This window comes from Xinfangfangia pollutisoli (genome assembly GCF_020179405.1).
In the GTDB taxonomy this organism is placed as follows: domain Bacteria; phylum Pseudomonadota; class Alphaproteobacteria; order Rhodobacterales; family Rhodobacteraceae; genus Pseudogemmobacter; species Pseudogemmobacter pollutisoli.
The window spans coordinates 1-26,068 of sequence record NZ_JAICBZ010000028.1 but is presented as its reverse complement, the minus strand read 5'-3'; the positions used below and the strand labels follow the sequence as shown (position 1 = coordinate 26,068).

Below are 26,068 nucleotides of genomic sequence, written 5' to 3'. Positions count from 1 at the left end.
GCGGGCGCCATGGCCCATCGGGCAGACTGTGACCCGTCAGCGCGCCAGAGCGAAGACGTTCCCGCGCAGCGGCGCCAGAAGCGCATCGACATTGTCCACGCGGTCCAGGTCCAGAATGCGCTCGGCCATCCGGTCGCCCAGCTTGTCTTCCAGCATGTCGCTGGTATTGGCCCGGAACTTCGCCCGATAATCCGCCTCGGTCGCAGGATTTCGGGCAGTGCCGCGCATGTCTTCCACCGTATGGGTGATGCGGCGGCCGTCGGTCAGATCTAGATGGATCACGGCACGTGACCGGGTCAGGTCCGCGGCGGCCACGGGATCGGCCGTGTAGCCCACCTTGTCGGCCAGCGCGTTGATCGCAGGATCGGTCAGGGCGGCGACGGAATAGGCCGTCTTGTCGAACCGGCCCCGCGCCAGCGCCTCGGCCACGGTGTGCTGAAGGCTGATCCGCCCGTGCCAAGAGGTCCTGGGGCGCCGCTTCTCGGCCACGGGTTCGCAGACGATCCCGAACGAACGCGGCATGATCTCGCAGGTGACAGAGGCGATCCGCCCGATGTCGCCGCCAATCTTCTCGCGCAGGGCCAGGGCCGCCGCGATGAACGGGATCATCGTATAGGCGCAGGGGTGCAGCTTCGGCGCGATGTCCAGAAGGTGCCAGCGCGATCCCAGCCCCTCTGTCGCCAGATCGAAGCGGAATTCGGGCGCTGCCTGGATATGGCTGCGATACCAGCCGAACTTGCCCTCGAACGCCTCTGCGGGGCCGCTTAGACCCTGGGCTGCCAAGGCGACCGCCCGCAGCGCGGAAGCGGCGGCGAAGCCCACATGCAGGGTCTTGGTGTCCGTGCCGTCCTGGAACGAGGCGATGGAGCCTGCCGACAGGCTGGCCGAGGCGCCCAGAGCATCGGCGATGCCCTGCGCCGTCACCCCCCGTAACCGGCCGGCGGCGCAGGCGGCCCCGAAGATGCCGAACAGGCTGGTCGGATGCAGCCCCACCTCATGCAGCCGGACGGGCGAGACAAGGCCCAGGCGGCAGGCCACCTCTGACCCCACCGCCACCGCCGCGATCAGCGCCGGGCCAGAGACCGCGCGCTTTTGCAGCAGCGGAAGGCAGGCCGACAGGATCACCCCGGTCGGGTGGATGTTCGTCGTCAGATGCGTGTCGTCGAATTCCAGAACGGCCGAGGCGACGCCGTTCACGAATGCCGCGCCGGGGGCCGAGGTCTCGGCCCCGAAACTCAGGGGATGCGCCCCGCGACCGCCCTCTTCCGCCGCGGCCAGGCGGGCCGCGGCGACGGTGGCATGCCCGGCGGATCCGATCATCACTCCCAGCAGATCGAGAATGCGCAGCTTTGTATTGTTCATCACCTCGGCGGGCAGGTCAGCAAAGGTCAGACCCGCGCTCCACCGGGCGATTTGGGTACTCAGGCTTTGCATCGGGCGGCATCCGTTCGGGTCTGACAGATCGGCACGGGCATCGGCGCCTATTTCTTCACGCCGATGGCGGCCAGAAGCGCACCCTGCTTGGTGAAGTCTTCCTGCAGGGCCGCCGCCAACTCTGGCCCGGCGATGAAGCGCGGCGAGACGCCGGCCTTGGCCAGTTTCTCCAGGAAGGCCGGATCCTCGCTTGCCGCCTTCAGCGCCGCCTCGATCATGGCGACCACGTCCGGCGGCATCCCGGCGGGACCCATCACCATTTGCCAGCCGGTGCCGGTCATGCTGGTGATGCCCAGATCTGCATAGGTCGGCACATCGGGCAAAGCTGCCAGCGGGGTGGCCCCCGGCACGGCCAGCGCCGTCACCGTGTCCTGTTTGGCCTGCGCCACGGCGGCGGCGTCCAGCATGAACTGGATGTCTCCGGACAGCAGCGCCTGCACCACCTCGGCAGCGCCCTTGTAGGGGATATGCGTGGCCTCGATCTCCAGCACGCGCAGCAGGTCCACCGTGGCGACATGGCCCGTCGATCCGACGCCCACGCTGCCATAATTCAGCGCGCCGGGGTTTTCCTTGGCGTAGGTCACGAACTCCTGGAAATTCGTCACGGGCAGATGCTTGGACGCGGCCAGCAGGCGCACCGCCTCGCTGACATTGGCGATGGCGGTGAAATCGGCGAAGGGATCGAAGGGCACCTCGGCCAGATGCGGCGCGGTGGTGAAGATCGCGTTGCCCGCCAGAAGCAGTGTCGAGCCATCGGCAGGCGCGCGCGCCGCCTTCTCGGCCCCCAGCGTGCCGCTGGCCCCGCCCAGGTTCTCGACCACGAAGGTCACGCCCAGGCGCTGGCCCAGATCATCGGCGACCAGCCGCCCGACGATATCGCCCGCCCCGCCGCTGGCATAGGGCACGATCATGGTGACCGTATCGACCGGATAGGCCTGTTGCGCCAGGACTTGGGGTGACAGCAGCATCGTCCCGGTCAAGGCGGCTGCGAATGACAATCCGTATTTCATAATTCTCCCTCCCATCCCGGTTCTCCGGGTTGTCCTGTCTTGGCAGGCCAGCCCGCCCGCAGAGGCTTCCGTCACGGCAGGTTCCGTCTGCCGGAACGGTCACCCCGGGTCGCGCTGCAACGGCATCCGGTCGATCGCCTCGCCCAGACGGATCCCGGCCCCCGCCAGCGCCGGCCCGTCGAAGACCACACCATGGCCCGGTCCGTCCGGAGGTTGCAACAGCCCATCCCGGAAGGGCAGGGGCTTCGTGGTGGCGCCCAGATCGAACAGGTTCAGGCCGAAGATGTTCTCGACATGCAGGGCATTGGGCAGGGCCGCCGCCAGATGCACCGACAGCTCGACCGCGCCATGGGGCGAGATCGGCAGGTTGGTCGAAGCGCCAAGGGCGGCGATCTTCAGGAATTCGGTGATGCCGCCCACCTTCCACACGTCTGGTTGCAGGTAATCTGCCGCATCGCTGCGGACATAGGTCCAGAACTCGAACCGATTGCAGAGCTGCTCGCCCATGGCGACCGGCACCCCACAGGACTGGCGCAGCCGGCGGTGGCCATCGACATCGTCGGAAAGAAGCGGCTCCTCGATGAACAGCGGGGCGGCCTCGGTCAGGATGCGGCAGCGCTGGATCGCCTCGCCCAGCTGCCATTTCTGGTTGGCATCGAGCATGAGGATGCCGTCATCCCCGATGGTCGCCCGCACGGCCAGGCAGCGCTCCAGATCCTCGTGCAGGCCGGGACGGCCCACCTTCAGCTTGAAGGCGCGATAGCCGGCGGCACGTTGCGCGCGGGCCTGCGCCACCAAATCTTCCTGCGAGAGATGCAGATTGATGGCACTGGCATAGACGGGCACCCCGCGGGGCCCGCCACCCAGCAGCCGATACAGCGGCTCGCCAGCCGCTTTGGCCTTGATGTCCCACAGCGCGATGTCCAGCGCCGAAAGGGCCAGCGTGGTGATCCCGCCGGGGCCTGCGGCATGGCATTCCATCCACAGCCGGTGCCAGATCCGCTCTACCATCCTTGGGTCGGCGCCCGTCAGCATGGGAAGCAGATAGCCAGACAGCAAAGCCTGCACCGCCGCCGCCCCGACGCCCGCCGTGGTGCACCAGCCCGTACCGGAAATGCCGGCCGAGGTCTCGATCTCGACCACGACCAGTTCCCGATGGGTCATCGTCACGCGGGCCGAGATCATCGGCGAGGCCAGCGGAAGCCGCCAGGCGCGAATGGTGGTTCCGGTGATTTTCATGCGCCCGCCCTTTTGCTGCCCTCGGCCAGGATGCGGTGCGCCGCCCGAGGCAAGGGGCCGCGCCACCGGACATTCCGCGCAACGAAACAGGGGGAAGCGCAGGTCGTGGCCTGCGGCGCCTGCCGTCTAACCTTCTCTCGCAACCCCACGGGACAAAGCGAGCACAGGCCGATGACCGAGACGCCACTCCGAATGAACAGCGACATCGCGGCGGGACTGCTGTTCGCGGCCCTCGGGGCGGGGTTCTGCGGGCAAGCCTTGTTCGGCCTGCGCCTCGGCACCCCCTTCCGCATGGGGCCCGGGTATTTCCCGGCGGTGATCGGCGGCCTGCTTTGCCTGCTTGGCCTGGCCATCGCCCTTGCCGGAACGCGCGTGGCCCGGCCCGAATCGTCCCCACCGCTTCCCTGGAAGGCGATCGTGCTGATCCCGACCGGGCTGCTGCTGTTCGGGCTGGTGATGCGTCCGCTGGGCCTGATCGCCGCGCTGTTCCTTCTGAGCCTTCTGGCGGGCTTCGCCACCGGCCAGATGCGCGCAAGCCGGATCGTCCTTCTGGCGATCGTGATGACGGCCGCCTGCGTGGCAATCTTTTCCTTTGGGCTGGGGATTGGTCTTCCGCTCATCGGCGATCTTCTGCGCTAGGGGGCGGGTGTTTGGAATTCCTGTCCAATCTTGCACTGGGCTTCAGCGTCGCGCTGGCGGCCAAGAACATCTTCTTCTGCTTCCTCGGCGCCTTGGCGGGCACGCTGGTCGGCGTTCTGCCCGGCGTGGGGCCACTGGCCACCATCGCGATCCTGCTGCCGGTGACCTACACGATGGCCCCGGATTCCGCGCTGATCATGCTGGCCGGGATCTATTACGGCGCGCAATACGGCGGATCGACCACAGCGATCCTGCTGAACCTGCCCGGCGAGGCATCGTCGGCCATCACCACGCTGGACGGCTACCAGATGGCGCGGCGCGGGATGGCGGGCAAGGCGCTGGCGGCGGCGGGGATCTCGTCGTTCTTCGCGGGCACGGTGGCCACTGTGATCGTGGCGCTTTTCGCGGCGCCCCTGACCCAGGTCGCCATGGCCTTCCGGCCGCCCTCCTATTTCTCGATGATGGTGCTGGGGCTGATCGCCTCGGTCGTCCTGGCACATGGCTCTGTTCCCAAGGCCATCGCCATGGTTCTGCTGGGGCTGTTGCTGGGCCTGGTCGGCACCGACATCTACACGGGCACCGCCCGGCTGAACCTGGGCCTGATCGAGCTGACCGACGGGGTGGATTTCGTGGCGCTTGCCATCGGCCTTTTCGGTCTGGCCGAGATCCTGCGCAATCTGGAGCAACCCGAGAACCGCGAGGTGCTGACCCGCAAGGTCACTGGGCTTTGGCTGTCCTGGCAAGATCTGCGCCGCATCGCCTGGCCCACGATCCGCGGCACCGGCATCGGCTCGATCCTTGGGATCCTGCCTGGCGGCGGCGCGATGCTGGCCTCGTTCGCAGCTTACATCGTCGAGAAGAAGGTGTCGAAGAACCGGGCCGAGATGGGCAAGGGCGCCATCGAGGGCGTGGCCGCGCCGGAAAGCGCCAACAATGCGGGCTCACAGACCGCCTTCATACCGATGCTGACGCTGGGCCTGCCGTCCAACGCCGTCATGGCGCTGATGATCGGCGCGATGATCCTGCAGGGGATCCAGCCGGGGCCGGACATCATCGTCAAGCAGCCCGGGCTGTTCTGGGGGCTGATCGTGTCGATGTGGGTCGGCAACCTGATGCTGATCCTGCTGAACCTGCCGCTGATCGGCCTTTGGGTCCGCTTCCTGACCGTGCCCTATCCGATCCTGGTTGTGGCCGTCACCGCCTTCAGCGCGGTGGGGATCTATTCGGCCTCGGGCACCGCCTTCTCGATGCTGGAGCTTAGCGTCTTCTCGCTGCTCGGCTATGTCTTCATGCGTCTGGGATGCGAACCCGCGCCCTTGACCCTTGGCTTCATCCTGGGCCCGATGATGGAAGAGCAGCTGCGCCGCAGCATGCTGATGTCGCGCGGCGATCCGACCGTCTTCGTGACCGAGCCGATCAGCCTGGGCTTCCTGATCGTCTCGGCGCTGGGCCTTGTCCTGGTCTGCGCCCCGGCCATCGCCCGCCGTCGCCGCGACGCCTTTGCCGAGGAGGCGTGATGGAAGACCTGCGCCCCTTCGCCGGCATCCGCGTCCTCGACATCACCCATGTGCTGGCCGGTCCCTTCGCCAGCTATCAGCTCGCGCTGTTCGGGGCCGATGTGATCCGCGTCGAGAACCCCCATGCGCCGGATCAGACCCGGCTGGATGGGGTGGACGAGGCGTTGTCGCAGGCGGGGATGGGCACGCATTTCCTGATCCAGAATGGCGGCAAGCGGTCGATCACGCTGGATCTGAAGACCCGGGCAGGCCAGGACGCGCTGCGGCGGCTGGTGGCGGATGTGGACATCCTGGTCGAGAACTTCCGCCCGGGCGCGATGGCGGCGCTGGGGCTGGGTTATCCCGATCTGGCGGCGCTGAACCCGCGGCTGATCTACGCCTCGATCTCGGCCTTCGGGCAAGAGGGGCCACGGGGCGGGCAGACCGCCTATGACCAGGTGATCCAGGCGGTCTCGGGCCTGATGATGGTCAATGGCGCGCCGGGCACGCAGCCGATGAAGGTCGGCACCCCCGCGGTGGATTACGCGACCGGCACCATGGCCGCCTTCGCCCTTTCGGCGGCGCTGTTCCAGCGCGCGCGGACGGGGCGCGGCCAGCGGGTGGACCTGTCGATGCTGGACACCGCGCTGATCCTGATGGGCGCGCATCTGACCAATCACAGCCGCTCGGGGCGCGCGCCGAAATCCGTCGGCAATCACCATGAATTCGCAACGGTCGGACTGTACGATACGGCGGATGGGCCATTGCAGCTTGCCGCGATCAACCTGGCGCAGCAGGCAAGGCTTTGGCGGTTGCTGGGCCATCCCGGTCTGATCAAGCACACAAATGCCGAACGACGCGCCGGGGCCGAGGCGGAACGGGCTGTGCTGCGGCCAATCCTGTTGCAGCGACCGGCAGCAGATTGGGAGGACTGGCTTCAGGCCCATCACATCCCGGCCGCGCGGATCTGGACCCTGCCCGAGACGCTGGCCCATCCGCAGATGCAAAGCCGCGACGCGCTGCATGGCTTCATCGATGCGCCGGGGATCCCGGGGGCGATCACCGTGCCCAAGGCGGCGTTCCGGCTGGATCATGGCGGTGCCCGGATGGATCGGCCCCCGCCCCGCATGGGCGAACACACGGGCGAGGTTCTGCGCGCGTTCGGCTTTTCGACGGAAGAGATCGCGGCGCTTTGCGACGGGATCGGACAGAACGAACAACAGCGGGAGGAGAAGGATGCGGATTAGATCCCTGATCGCGGCGGCGGCGCTTGGCGCCATCGGCCTGACACATGGCGCCCTGACACATGGCGCCCTTGCGCAGGACGCCTACCCGGACGACCTTGTCCGGATCGTCGTCGGATCGTCGCCGGGCGGCACTGCCGACACCGTCTCGCGCCTGGTGGCCGAGGCGCTGACGGCGAAGTTCGGCGAAAGCTTCGTCGTGGACAACCTGCCCGGATCGGGCGGGGCGCTGGCGGCGCAGACGGTGAAGGCGGCGGCCCCGGACGGGCAGACGATCCAGTTCGTCTTCTCCTCGTTCGCGATCCTGCCTTCGCTGGCCCCGGATGTCAGCTATGATCCGGTGGCCGATTTCGCCCCGATCGCCATGGTTTCCTCGGTGCCGAATGTCTTGCTGGTGAACCCCTCTTTCGGGGTGACCACGCTGGAGGAATGGGTGGCCAAGGTGAAGGCGAACCCCGATGCCTTCGACTATGGCAGCGGCGGGATCGGCTACAGCCAGCACCTTTCGATGGAAATGCTGCTGCAGGGGATAGAGGGCTCGGCGGTCCATATCCCCTATGCGGGCAGCGGCAAGCTGCTGGGCGCTTTGCTGGCGGATGAGGTGCCCTTCGCCTTCGACACGCTGACGACGGCGGTGCCGCATATCGACTCCGGCGCGCTGATCGCGCTGGCGGTGACCAGCGCGGAACGCTCGCCCATCCTGCCCGATGTCCCCACGGTGGCCGAGGTGGTGCCGGGCTATGAGCTGACCGCCTGGAATGGCTTCGTCGCCCCTGCGGGCACCCCGCCCGAAATCGTCGCGGCGCTGAACGCGGCGATCGTCGACTATCTCCGGACGCCCGAGGCAAAGGAATTCTTTGACAAGTTGGGCACCACGATCAACGCCAGCACGCCCGAAGCGTTCGGCGCCGTGATCAAGTCCGATCAGGAGAAGTTCGCCAAGGTCATCGCGGCCGCCGGAATCAAGGTTGACTGACATCAGGCCTGGCTGATCCGCGCCCGCCCCGCGCCTGGTTCCGGCGCGGGGCGGATGGCTACAGAAAGTCCGGCCGCGCGACGCCCAGACGCAGGGCACGCGCGGCCAGGGTCTTGCGGACCGTATCGGTCAGCGGAACGGTTCCGCGGTTTGTGGCAAGTGCCTCGGCGCTTTGCTCGCCGGGAGTGAACAGGCGATCCACCCCCGGCGCGCGGCGCGAGCCACGCAGGCGGCGGGCGGCCTCAGCCGCCTGGGCCTGAAAGTCCGCCAATGGCTGGAAATGGGCAATGTGCAGGACGATGAACAGGTAGGAGGAGTTGTAGGGGTTCTTCGGATCGTCGTTCAATTCGCCCAAAGCCGCGCCCCAGACCCCGCCCGAGAGCAGGCCAGCGAGAAGGTCGATCATGAAGGCCAGTCCAAATCCCTTGGCCCCGCCGGCCGGAAGCAGCAGGCCTTTCATCGCTGTTGCGGCATCGGTGGTCGGCCGTCCCTTGGCATCCACCGCCCAGCCTTCGGGGATCGAATTGCCCGCCGCCATCGCCTGGCGGATCCGTCCGATTGTGCCTGCCGTCGTCGCCATGTCCAGAACGATCGCTGGCCCCTCGGCCTGCGGCAGCCCGATGGCAAGCGGATTGGTCCCGACCAGCCGCTCCGCCCCGCCGGGCGCCGGCATCACGGGCTTGGCGTTGCTGATGGCGATGCCGACGCAGCCGGCCTCGGCAGCCATGCGGACATAGCGGCCCACCACACCGGTGTGGAACCCGCGGCGGACGGCCACGGCCGCGATGCCCGTGAGACGAGCGCGCCGGATGGCCAGCGCCATCGCCTCTTCGGCCGCGATATGGCCCTGCATATGCGCGGCATCCAGCACGATCACCCCACCGCTGTCGCGAACCACAACCGGCGTCTCGGCGGTGGTCATGGCGCCGGTTTCCAGCCGGGCCAGATAGTTCTCGGCCTGCAGCACGCCATGCGAGCTGCGGCCCGACATGTCCGCCTCGACCAAAGCCGAGGCCACGCGCGCGGCAAGGGGCGCCGACAGGCCCGCCGCCGCGAACAGATCCGCCACGAAGGCGCGCAGCGCGTCGACCGGAACATCCACACTCATCAGCCAGTCCCCCTCTCGGTTCGGGACAAGCCTAGGGGGCGGCCTGCAGGACCGAAGCCGGAGAACAGGCGGTTTCGCAGGCCGAAATCGCCGCCGGGGGGCGCGATACCCGCACAAGGGACGCCGTAGCATGGCGGCATGGCTGTCACCTATCAGGCAATGAAGGACACTGCCCGCACCCTGTATGAACGGGCGCTGAAGCGCATTCCCGAGAATTCGCACCACGCACTGGCAAGGGCGGCCGCGACTGAACGCTCGGAGACCGGGCGGAACACGCTGAATTTCATGATCGCCAGCGCCCGCCAGGCCGAGACGCGCGGAACCTTCGTCTGCTCGGACGCGGGCTTCCCGGTCTATTTCGTCAAGATCGGCACGCGGGTCCGCTTCGATGGCGACATCAAGCAGGCCATCACCGATGCCTTCGCCGACCTGGTAGACACGATCCAGCCGCCCATCCTGAAATTTGTCACCAACCCGCTGACGGGCGAGCGCAGCTATCGTGGCAAGGATATGCCGCATGTCACCTGGGATCTGCTTTCCGGCGCCGATCACATCGACATCACCTGCTCGCCCAAGGCGCTGGGGTCGGGCCGTTGGGCGGCGCTGGAGATCTTCAGCTACCCGACGCTGGAAGAGATCGAACGCTACGTTCTGGAAGTGTCGATCCGCGCCGGGTCGCAGCATTGCCCGCCCGTCGTGATCGGCGTGGGCATCGGCGGGTCCTTCGACCATGCTGCGAAGCTGGCGAAACTGCAAACCCTGCGGCCCTTCGGCAGTACGAATTCCGAACCGATCCTGGCCGCGATGGAAGAGCGCCTGACCCGCGCTGTCAATGCCACCGGCTTCGGCCCCATGGGCACGGGGGGCGATACGACGGCGCTGGGGGTGCATATCGACTATGCCGCCGGACATGGTTTCACGCCGGTGGCGGTCTGCTTCAACTGCTGGATAAACCGTCGCAGCCGCGCGCTGATCCACAACTCTGGCCGGGTTGACTGGATTGAGTGAGATCCACCTGACCCTGCCGCTTCACCCCGACACGGCGCGCAGCCTGAGGGCGGGCGACATTCTGCGGGTCAGCGGCGTGGCGGTGGCAACCGCCGGATATCCTGCGCATCTGCGGATGGCCCAAGGCGTTCGAGACGGCATTCCCCCGCCAATCGACATGGCCGGCGCGGCGCTGTTCCACATGGGCAGCCTCAGTCGGCGGGATGACGCGGGCGTCATGCGGCCCCTGTACGTTAATCCGACGACCAGCACACGCTTCAACGCCTTCCTGCCCGGCATCGTCCGGCACTTCGGTCTGACCGTGGTGGCGGGCAAGGGCGGGATGGACGAGGATGGCGTCGCTGCCCTGCAGCAGACGGGATGCGTCTACCTGTCGATGGTGGGCGGCGCCGCCGCGCTGCTGACGGAAGGCGTCACCGCGGTCGAGGCGACGGGCTGGGACGATCTGATCGAGCAGTTCCGCCTGTCGCGGCTGCGGCTGGACGGGTTCGGTCCGCTTACCGTCGCGATCGATGCCCATGGCCATAGCGTTTATCACGATCTGACCGCCAGGGCCCGCGCCCGCCTGCCGGCCATACTGGACCAGCTGGCGAAAGACCGCGGCGGCTGATCTTTCCGCCAGGCGGAACCCAGGTCCTGGCGGAATTCCGCCAGGCGAAATCCGCATGCGATACAGATCGCATCTTGCCCATGCTGCGGCTAGGCTTGCCATCGAAAGGCGCGCGGCCATGGCGCGGCCGTTCCGGGTCGGCGGCTTGTCCGCCGGAGGAGGGCCTGTGAAAGATCTGATCCAGGGCGAAGCCCCCATCCGTTCGGCCGAGCGCACGCTGGCCATCCTGCAGGCGATGAACCGCAGGCCGGTGTCCTCGGTCGATTACCTGCACAAGGAAACCGGGCTTCCGAAGCCCACATTGGTGCGCTTCCTGTCGACGCTGAACCATGCGGGCTTCGTCACCAGCCTGCGGCGGAATGGCGGCTACCAGCTGACCTCGCTGGTCCGCACGCTGTCCAGCGGCTACCACGGCGATCCGCTGATCGTGCAGGCCGCGACCCCCATCGCACATGAGATCACGCGCGAGATCAAATGGCCGGTCTCGGTCGCCTTGCCCAGCGGGAATGGCGTGGTGGTCCGGCTGTCCACGGCGCATGAAAGCCCGATGTCGCCCTTCCATTCCACGCTGAACATGCATCTCAGCTTCTTCCTGCGGGGCCTGGGGCGCGCCTATATCTCGTTCTGCGACCCCACCCAGGTCGAAACCTACGCGCGCCAGACCATCGCCGAGCAGTCAGAGGGGCATGAGCTGGTCCGCGATGCCCAAGCGCTTTTCGGGATGATCACCTCGATCCGCTGGAAGGGCTATGCGCTGCGCGACCGCGAGATCGAGCCGCGGTCCTCGGACACGCTGGCAGTGCCGATCTTTCTGGACGGCACGGTGCGCGCGACCATCGGCATCACGTTCTTCCGCACGGCTCTGCGCGGCGATACCGCGCTGGACGAGCTTGCGGAGCGGCTGAAGGCTGCCAGCCTGCGCATCACCGCCGCGACCGAGCGGCTGCGGGACGAGGCGGCCGATCAGGCGGTCTGACGGCCCGGCTTTTCCGTCAGCCGGAAACGCCGCATCCCGATCGGGTGGACCCCGCGGAAGCAAGCCAGAACACCCTCGCCGGTTGCAGAGGGAGAAGCGGGAATGTCATCGACGGAATGGCGCAAGGAAGCGGTTGCGATCATGGAAACGGCCGACGAGAGCATCGTGGCCGATCTGATGAAGGGCGCAATCGACCTGCATGTCCACAGCGGCCCTTCGACCATGGCGCGCAAGCTGGACCATTTGCAGCAGGTCGAGGAAGCGGCGGCGGCGGGCATGTCGGGCGTGCTGTTCAAGGACCACCATTATTCGGTCGCCCCGGTGATCCCGATGATGGAACGGCTGGTTGGCCATCTGGGCGTGCAGATGTACGGCTCGGTCGTGTTGAACAATGCCGTGGGCGGCTTCAATCCCTATGCGGTGGATTTCAACATCAAGTCCGGGGCCAAGCTGGTCTTCATGCCGACCGCCCATGCCGCGAACCACATCCGGTCCAGCCATGGCAAGACGCGCCTGGCCAGCAATGTGAAACTGCGCCCGCCCCGGGCCCTGTCGCCGGTTGACGAGATGGGCAGGATCATCGACCCGGTGAAGGAGATCCTGGATATCATCGCCGAACATGACGTGATCCTGTCCTCGGGCCACCTGCATGTGGCCGAGATCTTCGCGTTGTTCGAAGAGGCCAGAAGCCGGGGCGTGACGAAGCTGCTGACCAACCACCCGACCTACGGATTGCACAGCAGCTTCAAGGACATCGCCGATCTGGGGGCGATGGGGGTGGTGGTCGAACAATCCGCCTGCCTCTTCATCGACTCGCGGTTCAACGTCTATCCTCCGCAGCAGCTGAAGGATGAGATCGACGCGGCGGGGGTTGCGAACAGTTCCATCGGGTCGGATCTTGGCCAGGTGGACAACCCCACGCCGGTCGAGGGGATGCGTCAGGCGATCCGGTTGCTGCTTGGTCTTGGCTATGCGCCGGGCGACGTGCGGATGATGGTGCGGGACAATCCGGCCCGGCTGGTGGGACAGAAGCTGCCCGATGCGGGCTGAGAAGCGGGGCGCGATGACCCAGACGATGCGCGTGATCGAGATCTCCGCCCCGGGCGGGCCCGAGGTGCTGCGCGAAGCGATCCGACCGTGCCCGGTGCCCGGCCCCGGCGAGGTCCTGTTAAGGGTACAGGCCATCGGCCTGAACCGGCCCGACGTGCAGCAGCGGCGCGGCCTCTATCCGCCGCCGCCCGGTGCGTCGGACCTGCCCGGGCTGGATGCGGCCGGGGTGGTTGCCGCCGTCGGCCCGAATGTGGATCCGGGGATGATCGGCCAGCAGCGATGCGCGCTGACGAATGGCGGGGCCTATGCGGAGTTCTGCGCCGTGCCGGTGTTGCAGACCATGCCGCTGCCCGAGGGCTTCACCGCCGCGCAGGCCGCCGCCCTGCCCGAAGCGCTTTTCACCGCCTGGAACAATGTGGTCTGGCTGGGCCGTCTTCAGCCGGGAGAGACGCTTCTGGTGCAGGGCGGAACCTCTGGCGTCGGCATGGCGGCGATCCAGATCGCGCGGCAGCTGTTCGATGCGCGGGTCATCGCCACCGCCAGCACAGCCGAAAAACGCCGGGTCTGTCTGGATCTGGGGGCAGAGGCGGCGGTGGATTACACCGCCGGCGATTGGCCCGAACAGGTCCGCGCAGCCACGGGCGGGCGGGGCTGCGACGTCATTCTGGACGCGCAGGCCGGCCCCACCGTGGCCCGCCATCTTGAGCTTCTGGATTACGATGGCCGCCTGATCCTGATCGCCAGCCACCAATCCCCGCAAAGCGAGGTGGACACCCGCAGCCTTGTGCGCCGTCGGCTCACGCTGGCCGGGTCCACCCTGCGCCCGCGCGACGCCGCCTATAAGGGGCGGCTGGCCGAGGTGCAGGTGGCCAAGGTCTGGCCCCTGCTTGCGCAGGGCAAGATGCATATGCCGATCTGCGCCACCTTTTCCTTCGACGCGATGCAGGACGCGCACCGCATGCTGGATGCCAACCGTCAGATCGGCAAGGTCGTGGTGATGGGGCCCGAGGGAAGCTAGGCCCGGTAATCCTTCAGTGCCTGTGCGGCGGCGGCCCGGAAGAAGCCGTGATCGCTGCCGACCAGAAGCGAGACGGCGCCAAGCGCCCGCATCGCCGCCGCGTCCTCAGGGCTTGTCGCCAGCATCAAGAGCGGCTTGCCGGCCGCTTTCGTCGCGGCGGCGATCCGCTGCGCCAGCGCCGCGACCTTGTTCTTGGCGTCAGGGTCGCCCGCGAAGGAGGCGCCCAGATCGCCGCGCCCGACGAAGATCGCGTCCAGCCCGGGCGTCGCCACGATCTGCGCCACCTCATCGACCGCCGGCTGATCCTCGATCATCGCGATCATCGCCACCTCGCTGTCCTGCGCGGCCATGAAGTCCAGTCCCGACTGCGCGCCCCAGCCCGCCGCCCGCGACATGCCGACGAAACCGCGCACCCCGCCCCGGTAGCGGCAGCGCGCCACGAAATCGGCGGCGGTGCGGGCCGAGGTCACATGCGGGAACATGATCCCCAAGGCCCCGCAATCCAGCGCAGACAGCACATTTGCGGCGCCGGGATCCCCGACGCGAACAACCGGTGCAATGCCCGAGGCGCGGGCGGCCAGGCACATCAGGTCGATCTGCGCGCGGTCCAGCGGGGCATGTTCCTGGTCGATCACCACGAAATCGAAGCCGAGCGCCCCTAGGATCTCGACCGTCTGAGTGGTGGGAAACTTCAGGAAGGTTCCGATCATCGGATCCCCGGCCAGAAGCCGGGCGCGGAAGCTGCGGGGGTTGGCGGACATGGTGCGGCGGCTCCTGATCTTGTTGGACCGGGCAGGCCTACCGCGCCTGTCGGGCAGCGCATCGACGGGGTGTCGCCATTCCTCTGTGCGAAATCCCTGGGGCCGGGACTGGCGCGGCGCCGTATCCCCAGAATTTCACTGTGCGAAACTTATTATGGCGTGATCTCCGCGCTTCGGGCTAGTTTGTAACCTCGAACGCGGACAGGCGCCGCCCTTTGACGCGCCGACCACCTTGACCCTTCATCGTGGCGCCCTGTCCAAACCCGCTTGCAGGTCTGCGGGGATCCAGGGGAGGGATCAAATGGACAGTTCTGGGGCGGATTTGCCGGGCCGGGACGGCAGCGATGCAACCGGCACCTTGGTGCGGGCGAAGGTGTCCTCTGCCGGAAACTGCCGCGCGAATTCACGTCGGGGCAGTGTCGACCGGATGCGCGCCTCCTATCCCCCGGTCGAGGCGGTGCGGCGCGCGCTGGAGATCCTGCGGATCGTCAACCGTCGCCGGATCACCACCGTAGGCGCGTTGCATCTGGAGACGGGCCTGCCGAAACCCACCATCGTGCGCATGCTGGATACGCTGGTCGAAGAGGGATATGTCGCGCGCGACAACCTGTGCGGCGGCTACCGGGTGACGCGCAGGGTGCGAGAGCTGGACGCAGGCTATGAAGGCATCGCCCAGATCATCGAGGTCGCGCGTCCGTTCGCCATCGATCTGACACATCGGATCAAATGGCCCATCGGCATCGGCACGCTGGATGGCGACGCCATCGCCCTGCAATTCTGGACCGGCGCAATCAGCCCTTGGGTTCACGCCAGCACGCTGATCGGCAACCGGCCCAATCTTGTCAGCTCGGCCATGGGGCGGGCCTATCTTGCCTTTTGCGGCGAGGAAGAGCGCGCCGCTGCCATCGCCGCCTACCGGGCCAACAGCACGGCCGGGTTCACGGCCGAGCAGGAGGAAGAGTTTCAGCTTCTTCTCGCCGGGGTGCGCAAGCAGGGCCATGCGCTGCGCTCTCCGCAGACCGAACCGCGCCGCAACACCACCGTCGCCGTGCCGATCCGCCCCGGCGGCAAGGTCATGGCCTCGGTGACGGTCAGTTTCTTCACCTCGGCCATCCCGCGCAACCAGATGTCAGAGCGGGTGATCGAGCCGTTGAAGGACATGGTCCGCAGCATCGAGACAGTGATCTCGTTCATGCGCAACGGCACGCCGCAATCCCCGGTGGCCGATGCCCGCGCCGGCGATCAGGATTTCGGGCTGTAGCGGTCAGTCGTCGCTGTCTGCAAAGGCCTGCTTGCGGGTCCGGCGGAAGGCGGGCAGGGCCACCAGCAGCACGACGAAGCCGGTCAGCGCCAGGATGGCGGCGCTGATCGGCTCGCGCAGGAAGACCGTCAGATCGCCGCCCGAGAACACCAGCGCCCGGTGGAAATGCGTCTCCAGCAGCTTGCTCAGGACGAAGCCGATCAGGAAGGGCGCCACCTCGCAGCCCAGCTTGCGGAAGACATAGCCGAGCGTGCCGAAGAAGATCAGGACGTAAAGGTCGAAGCCGCTGTTGTTGACGGTATAGACCCCGATGGTCGAGAAGATCACGATGGCGGGCAGCAGCACCCGGTAGGGGATCTTCAGCAGCGCGACCCAAAGGCCTACCAGCGGCAGGTTCAGCACCACCAGCATCGCATTGCCGATCCACATGCTGGCGATGACGCCCCAGAACAGATCGGGCTGTTCGCGGATCACGTTCGGCCCGGGCGTGATCCCGTGGATCATCAGCGCCCCCGCCATCAGTGCCATCAGCGCGTTGGACGGAATGCCCAGCGTCAGCATCGGGATGAAGCTGGTCTGCGCGCCTGCGTTGTTCGCGGATTCCGGCGCCGCGACCCCCTCGATCGCGCCATGGCCGAAGCGTTCGGGATGGCGCGACAGTTTCTTTTCCAGCGCATAGGCGGAAAAGGCCGAAAGGATCGACCCGCCCCCCGGCAGCACCCCCATCACCGCCCCCAGAAGCGAGCCGCGCAGGATCGGCGGGGCAGCGGCGCGCAGATCGGCGCGCGAGGGCATCAGGCTGGTGATCCGGGCCGTGCCCAGGCCCGCGCTGTCCGCGCCGCCTTCAAGATTGCGCAGGATCTCGGAAATGCCGAAGATCCCCAGCGCGACCGCCACCGTCTCCAGCCCGTCGGACAGCTGGTAGAAGCCCAGCGTGTAGCGGAACATGCCGCTGTCGGTATCAGTGCCGACCAGGCCGAACAGCATCCCGGTCAGGATCATCGCCACGCCCTTGATGACCGAGCCATGCGCCAGGACGACCGAGGTCACCAGCCCCAGCACGATCAGGGCGAAGTATTCGGTCGAGCCGAACCTCAGCGCCAGCGATGACAGCGGCACGGCGGCCAGCGCGATGAGGAAGGTCGCGAAAGTGCCCGCCACGAAAGACCCGATCGCCGCGATGGCCAGCGCCTTGCCGGCCTCGCCCTTCCGCGCCATCTGGTAGCCGTCGATGGCGGTGACCGACGACGAGACCTCGCCCGGCAGGTTCATCAGGATCGCGGTGGTCGATCCGCCGTATTGCGAGCCGTAGTAAATGCCTGCCAGCATGATCAGGGCGGCGGTGGGGGACAGGAAATACGTCACCGGCAGCAGCATGGCGATAGTGGCGGTGGGGCCGATGCCCGGCAGGACGCCGATGAACGTGCCCAGAAGGACACCGATGAAGCAGTAGAACAGGCTTTCCGCCTGAAGGGCGGTGGCAAGTCCCAGGGCCAGGTGATCCAGAAAGTCCATGGTGGCGCCTACCGTCCCGAAAGCCAGGGGCCGAGCAGCGGATAGGGCAGCCCGAGCGCATAGAAGAAAACCGCGACGCAGAAGGCGGTCAGGATGGCGGCGGTCAGCAGCGCCGACCTCCAGGTTGCATCCGCGGGCGCGACGGCGGCCAGGATCGTGCTGCCAAGGATGGCCGGCAGCGCCCCCAGCGGCTGGATCGCCAGCGCGAAGAACAGGATCGCGGCAAGGACAAGCCCGCCCCCGCGCCAGGGAACACGTCCGATCCCCTCGCGCAGGGTCAGCGCGGTGCCGCGCAGGGCGCCCCAGATGATCACCCCGCCCAACAGGCACAGGCCGAGGCCGAGATAGGCGGGAAAGAAGCCGGGCCCCGTCGCCTGCGTGGTGCCGATCCGCAACCCGAGCCAGGCGCCCAGCACGAAGAAGCCACCGATGCACAGGAACAAAAGCCCCGCGCAGAGATCCCTGGAGTTTGTCTGCATGACCTGTCTTTCTGCGCGTCGTGAAGGGCCGCCGCCCCTGCGAACCAGCCGCGGCCTTTGTCTTTTTCGGGCCGCGCTCAGCCGCCGCCGGGGACGATCCCGGTGAATTCGACGAATTCCTTGGCCGAGGCGACGGCAGACCCGATCGCCGCCGCGAATTCTTCAGGCGAGCGCGGGGTGGGAACGGCGCCGTTCTTGGCGAAGGTGTCGATGACGGCCGCATCCCCCAGCGCGCGATTGACCGCCGCGTTCATCGGGGTGACGACCTCCGGGGGCAACCCGGCCGGGCCGAAGATGCCCCACCAGACCTGCGTCTCCGCCATCCCGGCCACACCCGCCTCGGCCATCGTCGGCGCGGGCGGCGATCCGGGGGCGGAGCTGGCGTTGGTGTAGGCCAGGATCTTCAATTCGCCCGCCTCGACCTGGCCCCGCACTGCCGAGACGGTCGAGAACTGAACGTGCAGCCGGCCGGCCAGAAGATCCGTCGTCACCTCGGCCGAGCCCTGGTAGTTGACGCCCTTCATCTTCACACCCGTCAGCTTGCGGAACTTCTCGGCCAGCTGGTGCTGCGTCGCGCCGACACCGACATAGCCGTAGAACGTATCCTCTTCCCGGCCATTGGCGAAGGCGATGAACTCCTGCACCGTGTTCGCCGGCAGGGCCGAAGAAACAACCATGCTGCCCGGCGCGGTGGCCAGTTGCGCGACGGGTGTGACATCGGCGGTCGCATCAAGATCCAGCGCCATGACAGAGTCGAAGCTGGCGATGCTGTTCGGCATCAGAAGGAAGCGGTAGCCATCCGCCGGCGCATTCACCACGGACAGCGCGCCGGTGAAGCCTCCGGCGCCGGGCCTGTTCTCGACCACGAAGGGCTGCCCCAGATCCTTGGACAGAAGGTCCGCCAGGCTGCGCGCGAAGATGTCATTGCTGGCGCCGGGGCCATAGGGCACCACGATGGTGACGGGACGGTCCGGCCAGCCGGCGGCAAGGGCGCGGTGGGCCGGGGCCATCGACAGGGCGGATGCCGCGCCGAGCGAGGCAAGGAACCGGCGGCGGGTCGGGAAAATCTTGGGGTCCAACATGATCTCCTCCAGACATGTGGCGACCGACAATAGGCTTGGCGGGGCGCCGCAGGGTGCAGGCCTGAAGCATTTTCACCAGATGAAACCGTTCCGCAAGAAGGCCGGCGGCCGGCGCTTCTGCCACGGGTTTCGCGGACTGAAATCGTTCCGAGCCATCAATTGTGCGAAGGAGATGGGGTTTCTAAGCCGATGGGACATTGCCGCATCGGCCGCCGGGCCCGAGACTGCGGCCCCGAGGGAGACGGATCCAGATGATCGAGGACAGGCCGCGCCTGGCGCCCGATGCCGTGCATCGCATCGTGTTGCGTGATGAGAATGCCTTCACCAGCCACCCCTTTCTGGGCGGTCTCTGGCAGGTTGCCAACGGCGATATCGTCGCGGCTTTCATGCAGGCCGGCTGCAGCTATGCCAGTGGCGAAGGGATCAGCCATGACATCATCACCATGGGGAAGCGGCGCATGGTCTCGATCCGCTCCACCGACGGGGGCAAGACCTGGAATCCCGCAAGTCTGACCCCGATCTTCGAGACGCCCGAGCCTGCCGACTTCGCTTTGCCGGTCGATCCCGATGACAGACCGCTGAACCCCGAACCGGATGCCGATATCCTGATGGTCTCGGGCGCTGCCCCGGCGCTGCTGATCCCGGACGCGCGCCCCTGGATGCGCATCTCGGTCAATGGGGGGCGCAGCTGGCGCAAGCCGTTGCGGCTGCCGATGTTCAATCTGGCCTCGGTCTCGGGACACGGGTCGGTGGCGCGGCGGGCCGATGGGCTGTGGCTTTGCGCCATGACCGCCGCTTCGGCGGATGCCTGGCGCCGCCGGCCGGTGCTTTATGGCAGCTGGGACGGCGAGGACTGGAATTTCCTGTCCTTCATCACCCCGCCGCAATGGGATGATGAAGTTGACGCGCCGGTCAGCGGAACGCCGCGCTTCTGGTCGCATCGCCACATGTATCCCCGCCCCCTCGTGTTGCGCGACGGCCGCATCCTGATGGCGCTGCGCTGCCAGCGCAGCCCGACCGGGGCGTTCTGGACGGAACTTTTCGAAAGCCGCGACGGGGGGCGGACCTTCGCCTTCCTGAACCGCGTCAACGACTGGGGCGCGCCGGGGCATCTGGTCGAACTGTCCGACGGCCGCATCCTCTGCGTTTACGGTTATCGTCTGGCCCCGCAGGGGATCCGCTACCGGCTGAGCCCCGACGGTGGCGCCAGCTGGGGCAGCGAGATGATCCTGCGCGACGATGGCGGCAGCTGGGATCTGGGCTATCCGCGCGCGATCGAGATCGCCCCGGGGCGGGTGCTGGCGGTCTATTACATGAACTGCGCCCGTGACCCGATCCAGGCGAATGGCGGTGTCCGCCACATCGCGGCGACCGAATTTTCGGTCTGAGCCGATCCCACCAATTTCGCAGGCAGAAACTCGCCCGGCCCCCCCGGGCGCGGGCGTGGGCGCCGTGCTTCTGTCGGCGGGAGAAAGACGAAAGGAACGATTGATGCGGTCTGAAGACAGGCTGAGACTGACGCAAGAGCTGCATCTGCGGCTGGTCGACTTCTGGCATGATGTCGATACCAACTGGGGGCGCAACGCGGCTGATTTCTACACCGAGGACGGTGTGTTCGAGGCCAGCGAGACGACGTATTCCGGGCGCGAACACATCCGCAAATTCTATGCGTACCGCCTGTCGCGCGGGGCCAGGGTTGCCGTGCATTCGGTGACGAACTTCCGTGCGGAATTCGTCACGGCGGATCAGGCGGTCTCGACCTGGTATCTCTTGCTGCACGCCCAGGACGGCGAGCCCGTCCTGCCTTCGGCCCCGCCGATCCAGATCGCGCTGGCGACCGACACCAGCCTGCGCGGTCCGGACGGGATTTGGCGCTACCGCCATCGCAAATTCGAGACCTGGTTCAAGGGCGGCGTGCCCACCACCACATTCCGCGGCTGACCGGAGGAGGGTCGGCCTGTCCCGGAACAGACACCAAGAGGAGGAAATGATGAACAAGACCGCGACCGGACTACTGGCCGTTCTGGCCACCGCCTTCGGTTTATCGGCGGCCCATGCCCAGGCCGAGGATTATCCTTCCAAGCCGATCACGCTGATCCTGCCCTATGCGCCGGGCGGGGGCACGGATGCGGTGGCCAATGTCTTCGCCGACCGGCTGGCGCAGGCGCTGGGCCAGCCGGTGATCAAGGAGAACCACCCCGGCAGCAACTCGATCATCGGCACGGCGCTTCTGGCCGAGGCAGAGCCGGATGGGCACACGCTGCTGGTGGTGACCTCGGCCCTGTCGATCAACCCCTACATCTACGCCCAGATGCCCTATGAGACGCCCGCCGCCTTCGCCCCGGTGACGATCTTGACCGACTATCCCTTCGTCCTGGGCATCCGGCAGGGGCTGCCCTTCACCGACATCAAGGGGCTGGTGGACTATGCCAAGGCCAATCCCGGTGTCCTGACGGCGGGAACGCCCGGGCGCGGCGCCAGCGTTCAGCTTGCGCTTGGCCTTCTGAACACCGCCGCCGGGATCGAGATCCGGGACATTCCCTTCAAGGGGTCGGGCGAAAGCCTGAATGCCGTGGCGGGCGGCTTCGTGGACATGGTGTTCAGCGGCTATGAAACCGTCCGTCCCTTTGCTGAAAGCGGCCGGCTGAGCATGATCGGGTCCACCGGGACCGAACCGTTCGGGGCCGAGGGTCTGCCGCCCATCGGCGGCGTGGTCGAAGGCTATCAGTTCACCACCTGGCTGGCCCTGATCGCGCCGGCAGGCACCCCGCCCGAGGTGGTGGAGAAGCTGAACCTGACCCTGAAGGAGATCTTCGCCGAACCGGAGGTGCAGCAGAAGCTGAAGGCGCTGAACGTGAACCCGGTGGTGAACGCGCCCGACGAGGCCTTGGCCTATATCACCGCGCAGATGGCCTTCAACAAATCCATCGTCGAAAGCATCGGGCTTCGGCCGGAATAGTCTGCCGCGACCCCCCGGGGCGGTTCAGATCGCCGCGGGGACGAGAAATTCAAAGGAGGCGCGGCGCATGGATGCCAAGCTCAACCCCCGCCGGGCCGATGTGGAATCGGGCCTGTTCTTCGCCGGTTTCGGCGCACTGACGGCGGCGCTGTCGCTGAAATATGATCTGGGATCTTTCGCCATGATGGGGCCGGGCATGTTCCCGCTCCTCCTTGGCCTGTGCCTGTCTGCGCTTGGGCTGGCGATCCTGACCCGCGGCCTGCTGCGGGCCGGCGATGCGGCGCGCGCGGTGCCGCTGGTCCCGGCCCTTGGCCTGACCCTGTCGCTGATTGTCTTTGCCGTGCTGGTCCGATGTGCCGGTCTCGCGATCGCTGTCCCTGCGCTGGTCGTCACCGTCTTGATCCCCTCGCCGGACTTCGCCTTGCGCCGCGCGGCGCTGTTGGCGGTGCTGCTGGTGGTCTTCTGCTACCTCGTGTTCGTTCTGGGGCTGGGGGTCAGCCTGCCGATGCTGTCGCCCCCCCTGAGCCGTTGGATCGGGTGGTAGATCATGGAGCTGTTTGACAACCTTCTGATCGGTTTCCACTCGGCCCTGTCGCTGACCAACCTGGCCTTCTGCCTGATCGGCGTCATGGTCGGCACGGCCATCGGCATCCTGCCGGGCCTGGGCCCGCTTGCCACCATCGCGATGCTTCTGCCGCTGACCTATACGCTGGCGCCGGTGACCGGATTGATCATGATCGCCGGGATCTATTACGGCGCGCAATATGGCGGCTCGACCACCGCAATCCTGGTGAACCTGCCCGGAGAGTCCTCGTCGATCGTCACCTGCCTTGACGGGCACCAGATGGCCCGCAAGGGCCGGGCAGGTGCCGCCCTGGCCATCGCGGCCCTGGGGTCGTTCTTCGCAGGCACCGTTGCCACCGTCCTGATCGCGGGTTTCTCGCCCCTTCTGGCCGGGGTGGGGTTCCTGTTCGGTCCCGTCGAGTATTTCGCGCTGATGGTGCTGGGCCTGACCGCCGCGACGCTTCTTGCGCACGGGTCCTTCCTGAAGGGCGTGGCCATGGTGCTGACCGGGCTGATCCTGGGCCTTGTGGGCGCGGATGTGAACAGCGGCGCCTATCGCTTCACGTTCGGTTACTTCTCGCTGACCGAGGGGATCGAGTTCGTCGCAATCGCCATGGGGCTTTTCGCCTTTACGGATGTGGTGATGAACATCCGCCGCGACCAGACGCGCGACGTCATGGCGCCCAGCCTGACCAACCTCTGGATCACAAAGGCCGAGGCGGCGGAAGCGGCGCTGCCGGTGATCCGCGGCACCGCGCTTGGCGCATTCATGGGGCTGCTGCCGGGCGGCGGGGCGATGATGTCCTCCTTCGCCTCCTATGCGCTGGAAAAGCGGCTGTCGAAACGGCCCGAGACCTTCGGCCACGGCGCCATCGCCGGGCTGGCGGGGCCGGAGGCTGCGAACAATGCCGGTGCGCAGACCTCGTTCATCCCGATGCTGACGCTGGGCATCCCGTCCAACGGCGTCATGGCGCTGATGATCGGCGCGCTGATGGTTCACAATATCGCCCCCGGCCCCTTCGTCATGGTCTCGAATCCCGAAGTGTTCTGGGGCCTGATCGCCAGCATGTGGGTCGGCAACGCGATGCTGGTCATCCTGAACCTGCCGCTGATCCCGCTGTGGATCCGGCTGATCCGGGTGTCCTACTGGATCCTCTATCCCGTGATCCTGACCGTCTGCTGCGTTGGCCTTTACTCGATCGGCAACAGCACCCTGCCCATCTGGTTCGCCGCAGGATTCACGCTGCTGGGCTGCCTGTTCTGGCGCATGCGGGCCGAGGCGGCCCCGTTGCTGCTGGGCTTCATCCTTGGCCCGATGATGGAGGAACATTTCCGCCGGGCGCTGCTGCTGTCGCAAGGCGATCCGGCGATCTTCTGGCAAAGGCCGATGTCGCTGGCGATGCTGGGGCTTGCGTTCCTGCTGTGCCTGCTGGTGGTCGTGCCGCAGCTGCGCCGGGGACGGGCCGAGGCCTTTACCGAAGAGGCCTGAACCCGCGGTTTCAGTCTGCGAAATGCACCCATGCGCCGTTTGCGAAGCGTCGCTCCGCGATGGCCTTCTCTTGCCGAAGGCTGATGCCGGAAAGCCATGACATGTCCCAACCCACGATCCTCAGCTGCGCCGTCACAGGCAACATCACCACGCGCGCGCAAACGCCCCATCTGCCGGTGACGCCGGAACAGATCGCGCGGGCGTGTCTGGACGCCGCCGTTGCGGGCGCATCCATCGTGCATATCCATGTGCGCGAACCCGATGGCCGCCCCAGCATGTCCCTTGCGCTTTACCGCGAGGTGGTGGAGCGGATCCGCGCAGCCGATACCGACGTGATCATCAACCTGACCACCGGCCCCGGGCAACGCTTCATCCCCAGCAAGGCCGATCCCGCCGTGGCCGCCCCCGGCACCACGCTGATGCGGCCCGAACGGCGGGTGGAGCATGTCGTCGCCCTGCGCCCCGAGATCTGCAGCCTGGATTTCAACACCATGTATTCCGGCGATTCCGTGGTGATCAATACGCCCGAAAACATCGCCATCATGGCCGAGGCGATCCGCAGCGCGGGCACCCGGCCCGAGATCGAGGTCTTCGACAGCGGCGACCTGCAATTGGCCAATCACCTCATCCGCGAAGGGCTGATCGACACGCCTGCGCTGTTCCAGATCGTCCTGGGCGTGCGTTACGGTGCCATCGCGACGCCCGAGACGCTGATCTATCTCCGCTCGCTCCTGCCGCCAAACGCGCATTGGGCGGCGTTCGGCGTGGGCCGCTGGGCGTTTCCGATGCTGGCGCAGTCCTGGCTTCTGGGCGGGCATGTCCGCGTGGGGCTGGAGGACAGCATCTATCTGGAAAAGGGCGTGCTGGCCGAAAGCAACACCGTCCTTGTGCAGAAGGCCGTGCGGATCCTGCGCGACTTGGGCGGACGGCCCGCCACCGCGGGCGAGGCGCGCGAGATCCTGGGCCTGAAGAAATCCGCGCCGCGCTGACCGGCGCCCATCCACGACCATCGCCAAGGAGTGATCCGATGTATACCGCCAACGATCCGCGATCGACGCTTGCCACCGCGGCCAAATCCACCGCCGCCCCGCCACCCGGCGGCTATTTCGGCTCGCAAGTGGCGCTGTTTTACGGCACCCCACCGCAGGAGGCTGGCCCCGACCACAAGACCTGGATCGCGCGCGGGCAGAACTTCATCGTCGCGCAGAGCGAGGCCGAAGCGGGGGCGATCTTCTCGCGGACCGGCCAGCCCGACGAATATGCGATCATCCTGCCGGACAGAGAGGTCGGGATCACCGTCACCACCGCCGAGGGCACGGTCGAAATCCCGGGTTTCTCCATCGTCTTCGTACCCCCCGGGGACAGCGAGATCCGCATGGTCGCGAAGGGCCGCATCACCCGGATTTTCTCGCCGCGGGCCGAGGATCTGGTGGCGCTGTCGTCGAATGCCGCGGCCTTCCATGGGACGCATCCCACCGTACCGCCCTTTCAGCCCTGGCCCGAGCCGCCGGGCGGATTGCGGCTGAAATGGTATACGCTGGACGTGCCCGAGGATCCCTCGCGCTTTGGGCGGATCTACCGTTGCACCACGTTGATGATCAACTTCCTCATCCCGCGAAACGGCCCCCGCGCCCGCGACCAGGTCTCGCCCCACCATCATGAAGATTTCGAGCAATGCTCGCTGGCCTTGGACGGCCAGTTCACCCATCACCTGCGCTGGCCCTGGACAACCAACATGAACCTCTGGCGCGAGGACGAGCATCTGACGGTCGGTGCCCCCTCGATCTGCGTGATCCCGCCGCCCGCGATCCACACAACGACGGCCGAGGGCGAGGGGCTGAACCAGCTTGTCGACATCTTCGCCCCGCCGAGGCTGGACTTCTCGATGAAGCCCGGCTGGGTCGTGAACGCCGATGATTATCCGATGCCGGAGCGGTAAGCGGCTGCGTCGGTCACGTTCGGTCGGCCGGCAGCGTCGGGCTTTCTGCGAGCCAAGGAATGTCTTTGCGCCACGCGACCCTGCGCGCGCCAATCGAGGCGAAGCGGAAGAACCGCGAGACCCGCCGCGCCCGTGGTAATCCTCCCCATGGTTAAGGGGCTGCATAAGTAGAATTTTCTCGTAGCGTGAGCTGAGGAGATTCGAATGAGAA

25 protein-coding genes are annotated in these 26,068 nt (G+C 67.0%); 17 read left to right on the top strand and 8 right to left on the bottom strand.

What is annotated here, in order from left to right; translation table 11 throughout:
- Nucleotides 1–36: 36 nt before the first annotated feature.
- The 3 genes from K1Y73_RS10380 to K1Y73_RS10370 all read right to left on the bottom strand — a co-directional run bounded on the left by K1Y73_RS10380 (nt 37) and on the right by K1Y73_RS10370 (nt 3,683).
- Nucleotides 37–1,434 (bottom strand): MmgE/PrpD family protein, encoded by a 1,398-nt coding sequence (locus K1Y73_RS10380; protein WP_225028227.1) that lies wholly within the window; start codon nt 1,432–1,434, stop codon nt 37–39.
- 47 nt (nt 1,435–1,481) lie between these two features.
- Nucleotides 1,482–2,402, bottom strand: a complete 921-nt coding sequence (locus K1Y73_RS10375) for a Bug family tripartite tricarboxylate transporter substrate binding protein (protein ID WP_225028226.1) — start codon at nt 2,400–2,402, stop codon at nt 1,482–1,484.
- A 141-nt stretch (nt 2,403–2,543) separates the two neighbouring features.
- On the bottom strand, nt 2,544–3,683 hold the full coding sequence (locus tag K1Y73_RS10370) for a mandelate racemase/muconate lactonizing enzyme family protein (RefSeq protein ID WP_225028225.1): 1,140 nt from the start codon (nt 3,681–3,683) through the stop codon (nt 2,544–2,546).
- A gap of 171 nt (nt 3,684–3,854) precedes the next feature.
- Between K1Y73_RS10370 and K1Y73_RS10365 the strand changes: the two genes are divergently transcribed.
- Genes K1Y73_RS10365 through K1Y73_RS10350 form a run of 4 tightly spaced genes read left to right on the top strand, consistent with a single transcriptional unit; the run spans nt 3,855 to nt 8,038 of the window.
- A complete protein-coding gene (locus K1Y73_RS10365) occupies nt 3,855–4,322 on the top strand; it encodes a tripartite tricarboxylate transporter TctB family protein (RefSeq protein ID WP_225028224.1) in 468 nt (155 codons plus the stop codon).
- 11 nt (nt 4,323–4,333) lie between these two features.
- Complete coding sequence (locus K1Y73_RS10360; RefSeq protein ID WP_225028223.1) at nt 4,334–5,839, top strand: tripartite tricarboxylate transporter permease; 1,506 nt, start codon at nt 4,334–4,336, stop codon at nt 5,837–5,839.
- Nucleotides 5,839–7,065, top strand: coding sequence for a CaiB/BaiF CoA transferase family protein (locus tag K1Y73_RS10355; protein ID WP_225028222.1), 1,227 nt, complete (start codon nt 5,839–5,841; stop codon nt 7,063–7,065). The genes K1Y73_RS10360 and K1Y73_RS10355 overlap by 1 nt, the downstream gene beginning before the upstream one ends.
- Nucleotides 7,055–8,038 carry a Bug family tripartite tricarboxylate transporter substrate binding protein gene (locus K1Y73_RS10350; protein ID WP_225028221.1) on the top strand — a complete coding sequence of 328 codons (984 nt, stop codon included), beginning with the start codon at nt 7,055–7,057 and terminating at the stop codon, nt 8,036–8,038. Before K1Y73_RS10355 ends, K1Y73_RS10350 begins: the two co-directional genes overlap by 11 nt.
- A 58-nt stretch (nt 8,039–8,096) precedes the next feature.
- Here K1Y73_RS10350 and K1Y73_RS10345 read toward each other — a convergent pair whose 3' ends face one another.
- A complete protein-coding gene (locus tag K1Y73_RS10345) occupies nt 8,097–9,146 on the bottom strand; it encodes an Ldh family oxidoreductase (protein ID WP_225028220.1) in 1,050 nt (349 codons plus the stop codon).
- Nucleotides 9,147–9,284: 138 nt separating this feature from the next.
- Here K1Y73_RS10345 and K1Y73_RS10340 point away from each other — a divergent pair, with 138 nt between their 5' ends.
- The 5 genes from K1Y73_RS10340 (at nt 9,285) to K1Y73_RS10320 (ending at nt 13,808) form a co-directional block, all read left to right on the top strand.
- Nucleotides 9,285–10,154, top strand: a complete 870-nt coding sequence (locus K1Y73_RS10340; RefSeq protein WP_225028219.1) for a fumarate hydratase — start codon at nt 9,285–9,287, stop codon at nt 10,152–10,154.
- Complete coding sequence (locus tag K1Y73_RS10335; RefSeq protein WP_225028218.1) at nt 10,147–10,764, top strand: fumarate hydratase C-terminal domain-containing protein; 618 nt, start codon at nt 10,147–10,149, stop codon at nt 10,762–10,764. The genes K1Y73_RS10340 and K1Y73_RS10335 overlap by 8 nt, the downstream gene beginning before the upstream one ends.
- A 166-nt stretch (nt 10,765–10,930) precedes the next feature.
- Nucleotides 10,931–11,740 (top strand): IclR family transcriptional regulator domain-containing protein, encoded by an 810-nt coding sequence (locus K1Y73_RS10330; protein ID WP_225028217.1) that lies wholly within the window; start codon nt 10,931–10,933, stop codon nt 11,738–11,740.
- Between the two features lie 102 nt (nt 11,741–11,842).
- Entirely contained in the window at nt 11,843–12,790 is a 948-nt protein-coding gene (locus K1Y73_RS10325; RefSeq protein WP_225028216.1) for a DUF6282 family protein, read from the top strand.
- Nucleotides 12,791–12,803: 13 nt separating this feature from the next.
- Nucleotides 12,804–13,808 carry an NAD(P)H-quinone oxidoreductase gene (locus tag K1Y73_RS10320; RefSeq protein WP_225028215.1) on the top strand — a complete coding sequence of 335 codons (1,005 nt, stop codon included), beginning with the start codon at nt 12,804–12,806 and terminating at the stop codon, nt 13,806–13,808.
- Here K1Y73_RS10320 and K1Y73_RS10315 read toward each other — a convergent pair.
- Nucleotides 13,805–14,569, bottom strand: coding sequence for an HpcH/HpaI aldolase family protein (locus tag K1Y73_RS10315; protein WP_225028214.1), 765 nt, complete (start codon nt 14,567–14,569; stop codon nt 13,805–13,807). The two genes, K1Y73_RS10320 and K1Y73_RS10315, sit on opposite strands and share 4 nt — an antisense overlap.
- A 427-nt stretch (nt 14,570–14,996) precedes the next feature.
- On the opposite strand from K1Y73_RS10315, the gene K1Y73_RS10310 reads away from it, so the two are divergent.
- Nucleotides 14,997–15,830, top strand: coding sequence for an IclR family transcriptional regulator domain-containing protein (locus tag K1Y73_RS10310; protein WP_225028213.1), 834 nt, complete (start codon nt 14,997–14,999; stop codon nt 15,828–15,830).
- A 3-nt stretch (nt 15,831–15,833) separates the two neighbouring features.
- Here the strand turns inward: K1Y73_RS10310 and K1Y73_RS10305 are convergent, their stop codons facing one another.
- The 3 genes from K1Y73_RS10305 to K1Y73_RS10295 form a co-directional block, all read right to left on the bottom strand.
- Nucleotides 15,834–17,345, bottom strand: coding sequence for a tripartite tricarboxylate transporter permease (locus K1Y73_RS10305; RefSeq protein ID WP_225028212.1), 1,512 nt, complete (start codon nt 17,343–17,345; stop codon nt 15,834–15,836).
- Nucleotides 17,346–17,353: 8 nt separating this feature from the next.
- Nucleotides 17,354–17,824, bottom strand: coding sequence for a tripartite tricarboxylate transporter TctB family protein (locus tag K1Y73_RS10300; protein ID WP_225028211.1), 471 nt, complete (start codon nt 17,822–17,824; stop codon nt 17,354–17,356).
- Between the two features lie 77 nt (nt 17,825–17,901).
- Nucleotides 17,902–18,906 carry a Bug family tripartite tricarboxylate transporter substrate binding protein gene (locus K1Y73_RS10295; protein ID WP_225028210.1) on the bottom strand — a complete coding sequence of 335 codons (1,005 nt, stop codon included), beginning with the start codon at nt 18,904–18,906 and terminating at the stop codon, nt 17,902–17,904.
- 251 nt (nt 18,907–19,157) lie between these two features.
- Between K1Y73_RS10295 and K1Y73_RS10290 the strand changes: the two genes are divergently transcribed.
- From K1Y73_RS10290 to K1Y73_RS10260, 7 genes are all read left to right on the top strand, one after another.
- A complete protein-coding gene (locus K1Y73_RS10290; protein ID WP_225028209.1) occupies nt 19,158–20,294 on the top strand; it encodes a sialidase family protein in 1,137 nt (378 codons plus the stop codon).
- 103 nt (nt 20,295–20,397) lie between these two features.
- Nucleotides 20,398–20,847, top strand: a complete 450-nt coding sequence (locus tag K1Y73_RS10285; protein ID WP_225028208.1) for a nuclear transport factor 2 family protein — start codon at nt 20,398–20,400, stop codon at nt 20,845–20,847.
- A gap of 49 nt (nt 20,848–20,896) precedes the next feature.
- Entirely contained in the window at nt 20,897–21,865 is a 969-nt protein-coding gene (locus tag K1Y73_RS10280; RefSeq protein WP_225028207.1) for a Bug family tripartite tricarboxylate transporter substrate binding protein, read from the top strand.
- Nucleotides 21,866–21,932: 67 nt separating this feature from the next.
- Nucleotides 21,933–22,409, top strand: coding sequence for a tripartite tricarboxylate transporter TctB family protein (locus tag K1Y73_RS10275; protein WP_225028206.1), 477 nt, complete (start codon nt 21,933–21,935; stop codon nt 22,407–22,409).
- 3 nt (nt 22,410–22,412) lie between these two features.
- The gene (locus K1Y73_RS10270) at nt 22,413–23,918 is read left to right on the top strand and encodes a tripartite tricarboxylate transporter permease (RefSeq protein WP_225028205.1); all 1,506 of its coding nucleotides are present in this window, start codon (nt 22,413–22,415) and stop codon (nt 23,916–23,918) included.
- A gap of 101 nt (nt 23,919–24,019) precedes the next feature.
- The gene (locus K1Y73_RS10265; RefSeq protein WP_225028204.1) at nt 24,020–24,907 is read left to right on the top strand and encodes a BKACE family enzyme; all 888 of its coding nucleotides are present in this window, start codon (nt 24,020–24,022) and stop codon (nt 24,905–24,907) included.
- Between the two features lie 38 nt (nt 24,908–24,945).
- Entirely contained in the window at nt 24,946–25,857 is a 912-nt protein-coding gene (locus tag K1Y73_RS10260; RefSeq protein ID WP_225028203.1) for a cupin domain-containing protein, read from the top strand.
- Nucleotides 25,858–26,068: the final 211 nt, after the last annotated feature.

Excerpts from the sequence above, each read along its gene's own strand:
- K1Y73_RS10290 (WP_225028209.1), top strand. The coding sequence starts at position 19,158 with ATGATCGAGGACAGGCCGCGCCTGGCGCCCGATGCCGTGCATCGCATC.
- K1Y73_RS10305 (WP_225028212.1), bottom strand. The coding sequence starts at position 17,345 with ATGGACTTTCTGGATCACCTGGCCCTGGGACTTGCCACCGCCCTTCAG.
- K1Y73_RS10315 (WP_225028214.1), bottom strand. The coding sequence starts at position 14,569 with ATGTCCGCCAACCCCCGCAGCTTCCGCGCCCGGCTTCTGGCCGGGGAT.
- K1Y73_RS10270 (WP_225028205.1), top strand. The coding sequence starts at position 22,413 with ATGGAGCTGTTTGACAACCTTCTGATCGGTTTCCACTCGGCCCTGTCG.
- K1Y73_RS10265 (WP_225028204.1), top strand. The coding sequence starts at position 24,020 with ATGTCCCAACCCACGATCCTCAGCTGCGCCGTCACAGGCAACATCACC.
- K1Y73_RS10260 (WP_225028203.1), top strand. The coding sequence starts at position 24,946 with ATGTATACCGCCAACGATCCGCGATCGACGCTTGCCACCGCGGCCAAA.
- K1Y73_RS10285 (WP_225028208.1), top strand. The coding sequence starts at position 20,398 with ATGCGGTCTGAAGACAGGCTGAGACTGACGCAAGAGCTGCATCTGCGG.
- K1Y73_RS10375 (WP_225028226.1), bottom strand. The coding sequence starts at position 2,402 with ATGCTGCTGTCACCCCAAGTCCTGGCGCAACAGGCCTATCCGGTCGAT.
- K1Y73_RS10380 (WP_225028227.1), bottom strand. The coding sequence starts at position 1,434 with ATGCAAAGCCTGAGTACCCAAATCGCCCGGTGGAGCGCGGGTCTGACC.
- K1Y73_RS10325 (WP_225028216.1), top strand. The coding sequence starts at position 11,843 with ATGTCATCGACGGAATGGCGCAAGGAAGCGGTTGCGATCATGGAAACG.
- K1Y73_RS10370 (WP_225028225.1), bottom strand. The coding sequence starts at position 3,683 with ATGAAAATCACCGGAACCACCATTCGCGCCTGGCGGCTTCCGCTGGCC.
- K1Y73_RS10365 (WP_225028224.1), top strand. The coding sequence starts at position 3,855 with ATGACCGAGACGCCACTCCGAATGAACAGCGACATCGCGGCGGGACTG.
- K1Y73_RS10345 (WP_225028220.1), bottom strand. The coding sequence starts at position 9,146 with ATGAGTGTGGATGTTCCGGTCGACGCGCTGCGCGCCTTCGTGGCGGAT.
- K1Y73_RS10320 (WP_225028215.1), top strand. The coding sequence starts at position 12,804 with ATGACCCAGACGATGCGCGTGATCGAGATCTCCGCCCCGGGCGGGCCC.
- K1Y73_RS10340 (WP_225028219.1), top strand. The coding sequence starts at position 9,285 with ATGGCTGTCACCTATCAGGCAATGAAGGACACTGCCCGCACCCTGTAT.
- K1Y73_RS10295 (WP_225028210.1), bottom strand. The coding sequence starts at position 18,906 with ATGTTGGACCCCAAGATTTTCCCGACCCGCCGCCGGTTCCTTGCCTCG.
- K1Y73_RS10300 (WP_225028211.1), bottom strand. The coding sequence starts at position 17,824 with ATGCAGACAAACTCCAGGGATCTCTGCGCGGGGCTTTTGTTCCTGTGC.
- K1Y73_RS10310 (WP_225028213.1), top strand. The coding sequence starts at position 14,997 with ATGCGCGCCTCCTATCCCCCGGTCGAGGCGGTGCGGCGCGCGCTGGAG.
- K1Y73_RS10280 (WP_225028207.1), top strand. The coding sequence starts at position 20,897 with ATGAACAAGACCGCGACCGGACTACTGGCCGTTCTGGCCACCGCCTTC.
- K1Y73_RS10355 (WP_225028222.1), top strand. The coding sequence starts at position 5,839 with ATGGAAGACCTGCGCCCCTTCGCCGGCATCCGCGTCCTCGACATCACC.
- K1Y73_RS10275 (WP_225028206.1), top strand. The coding sequence starts at position 21,933 with ATGGATGCCAAGCTCAACCCCCGCCGGGCCGATGTGGAATCGGGCCTG.
- K1Y73_RS10350 (WP_225028221.1), top strand. The coding sequence starts at position 7,055 with ATGCGGATTAGATCCCTGATCGCGGCGGCGGCGCTTGGCGCCATCGGC.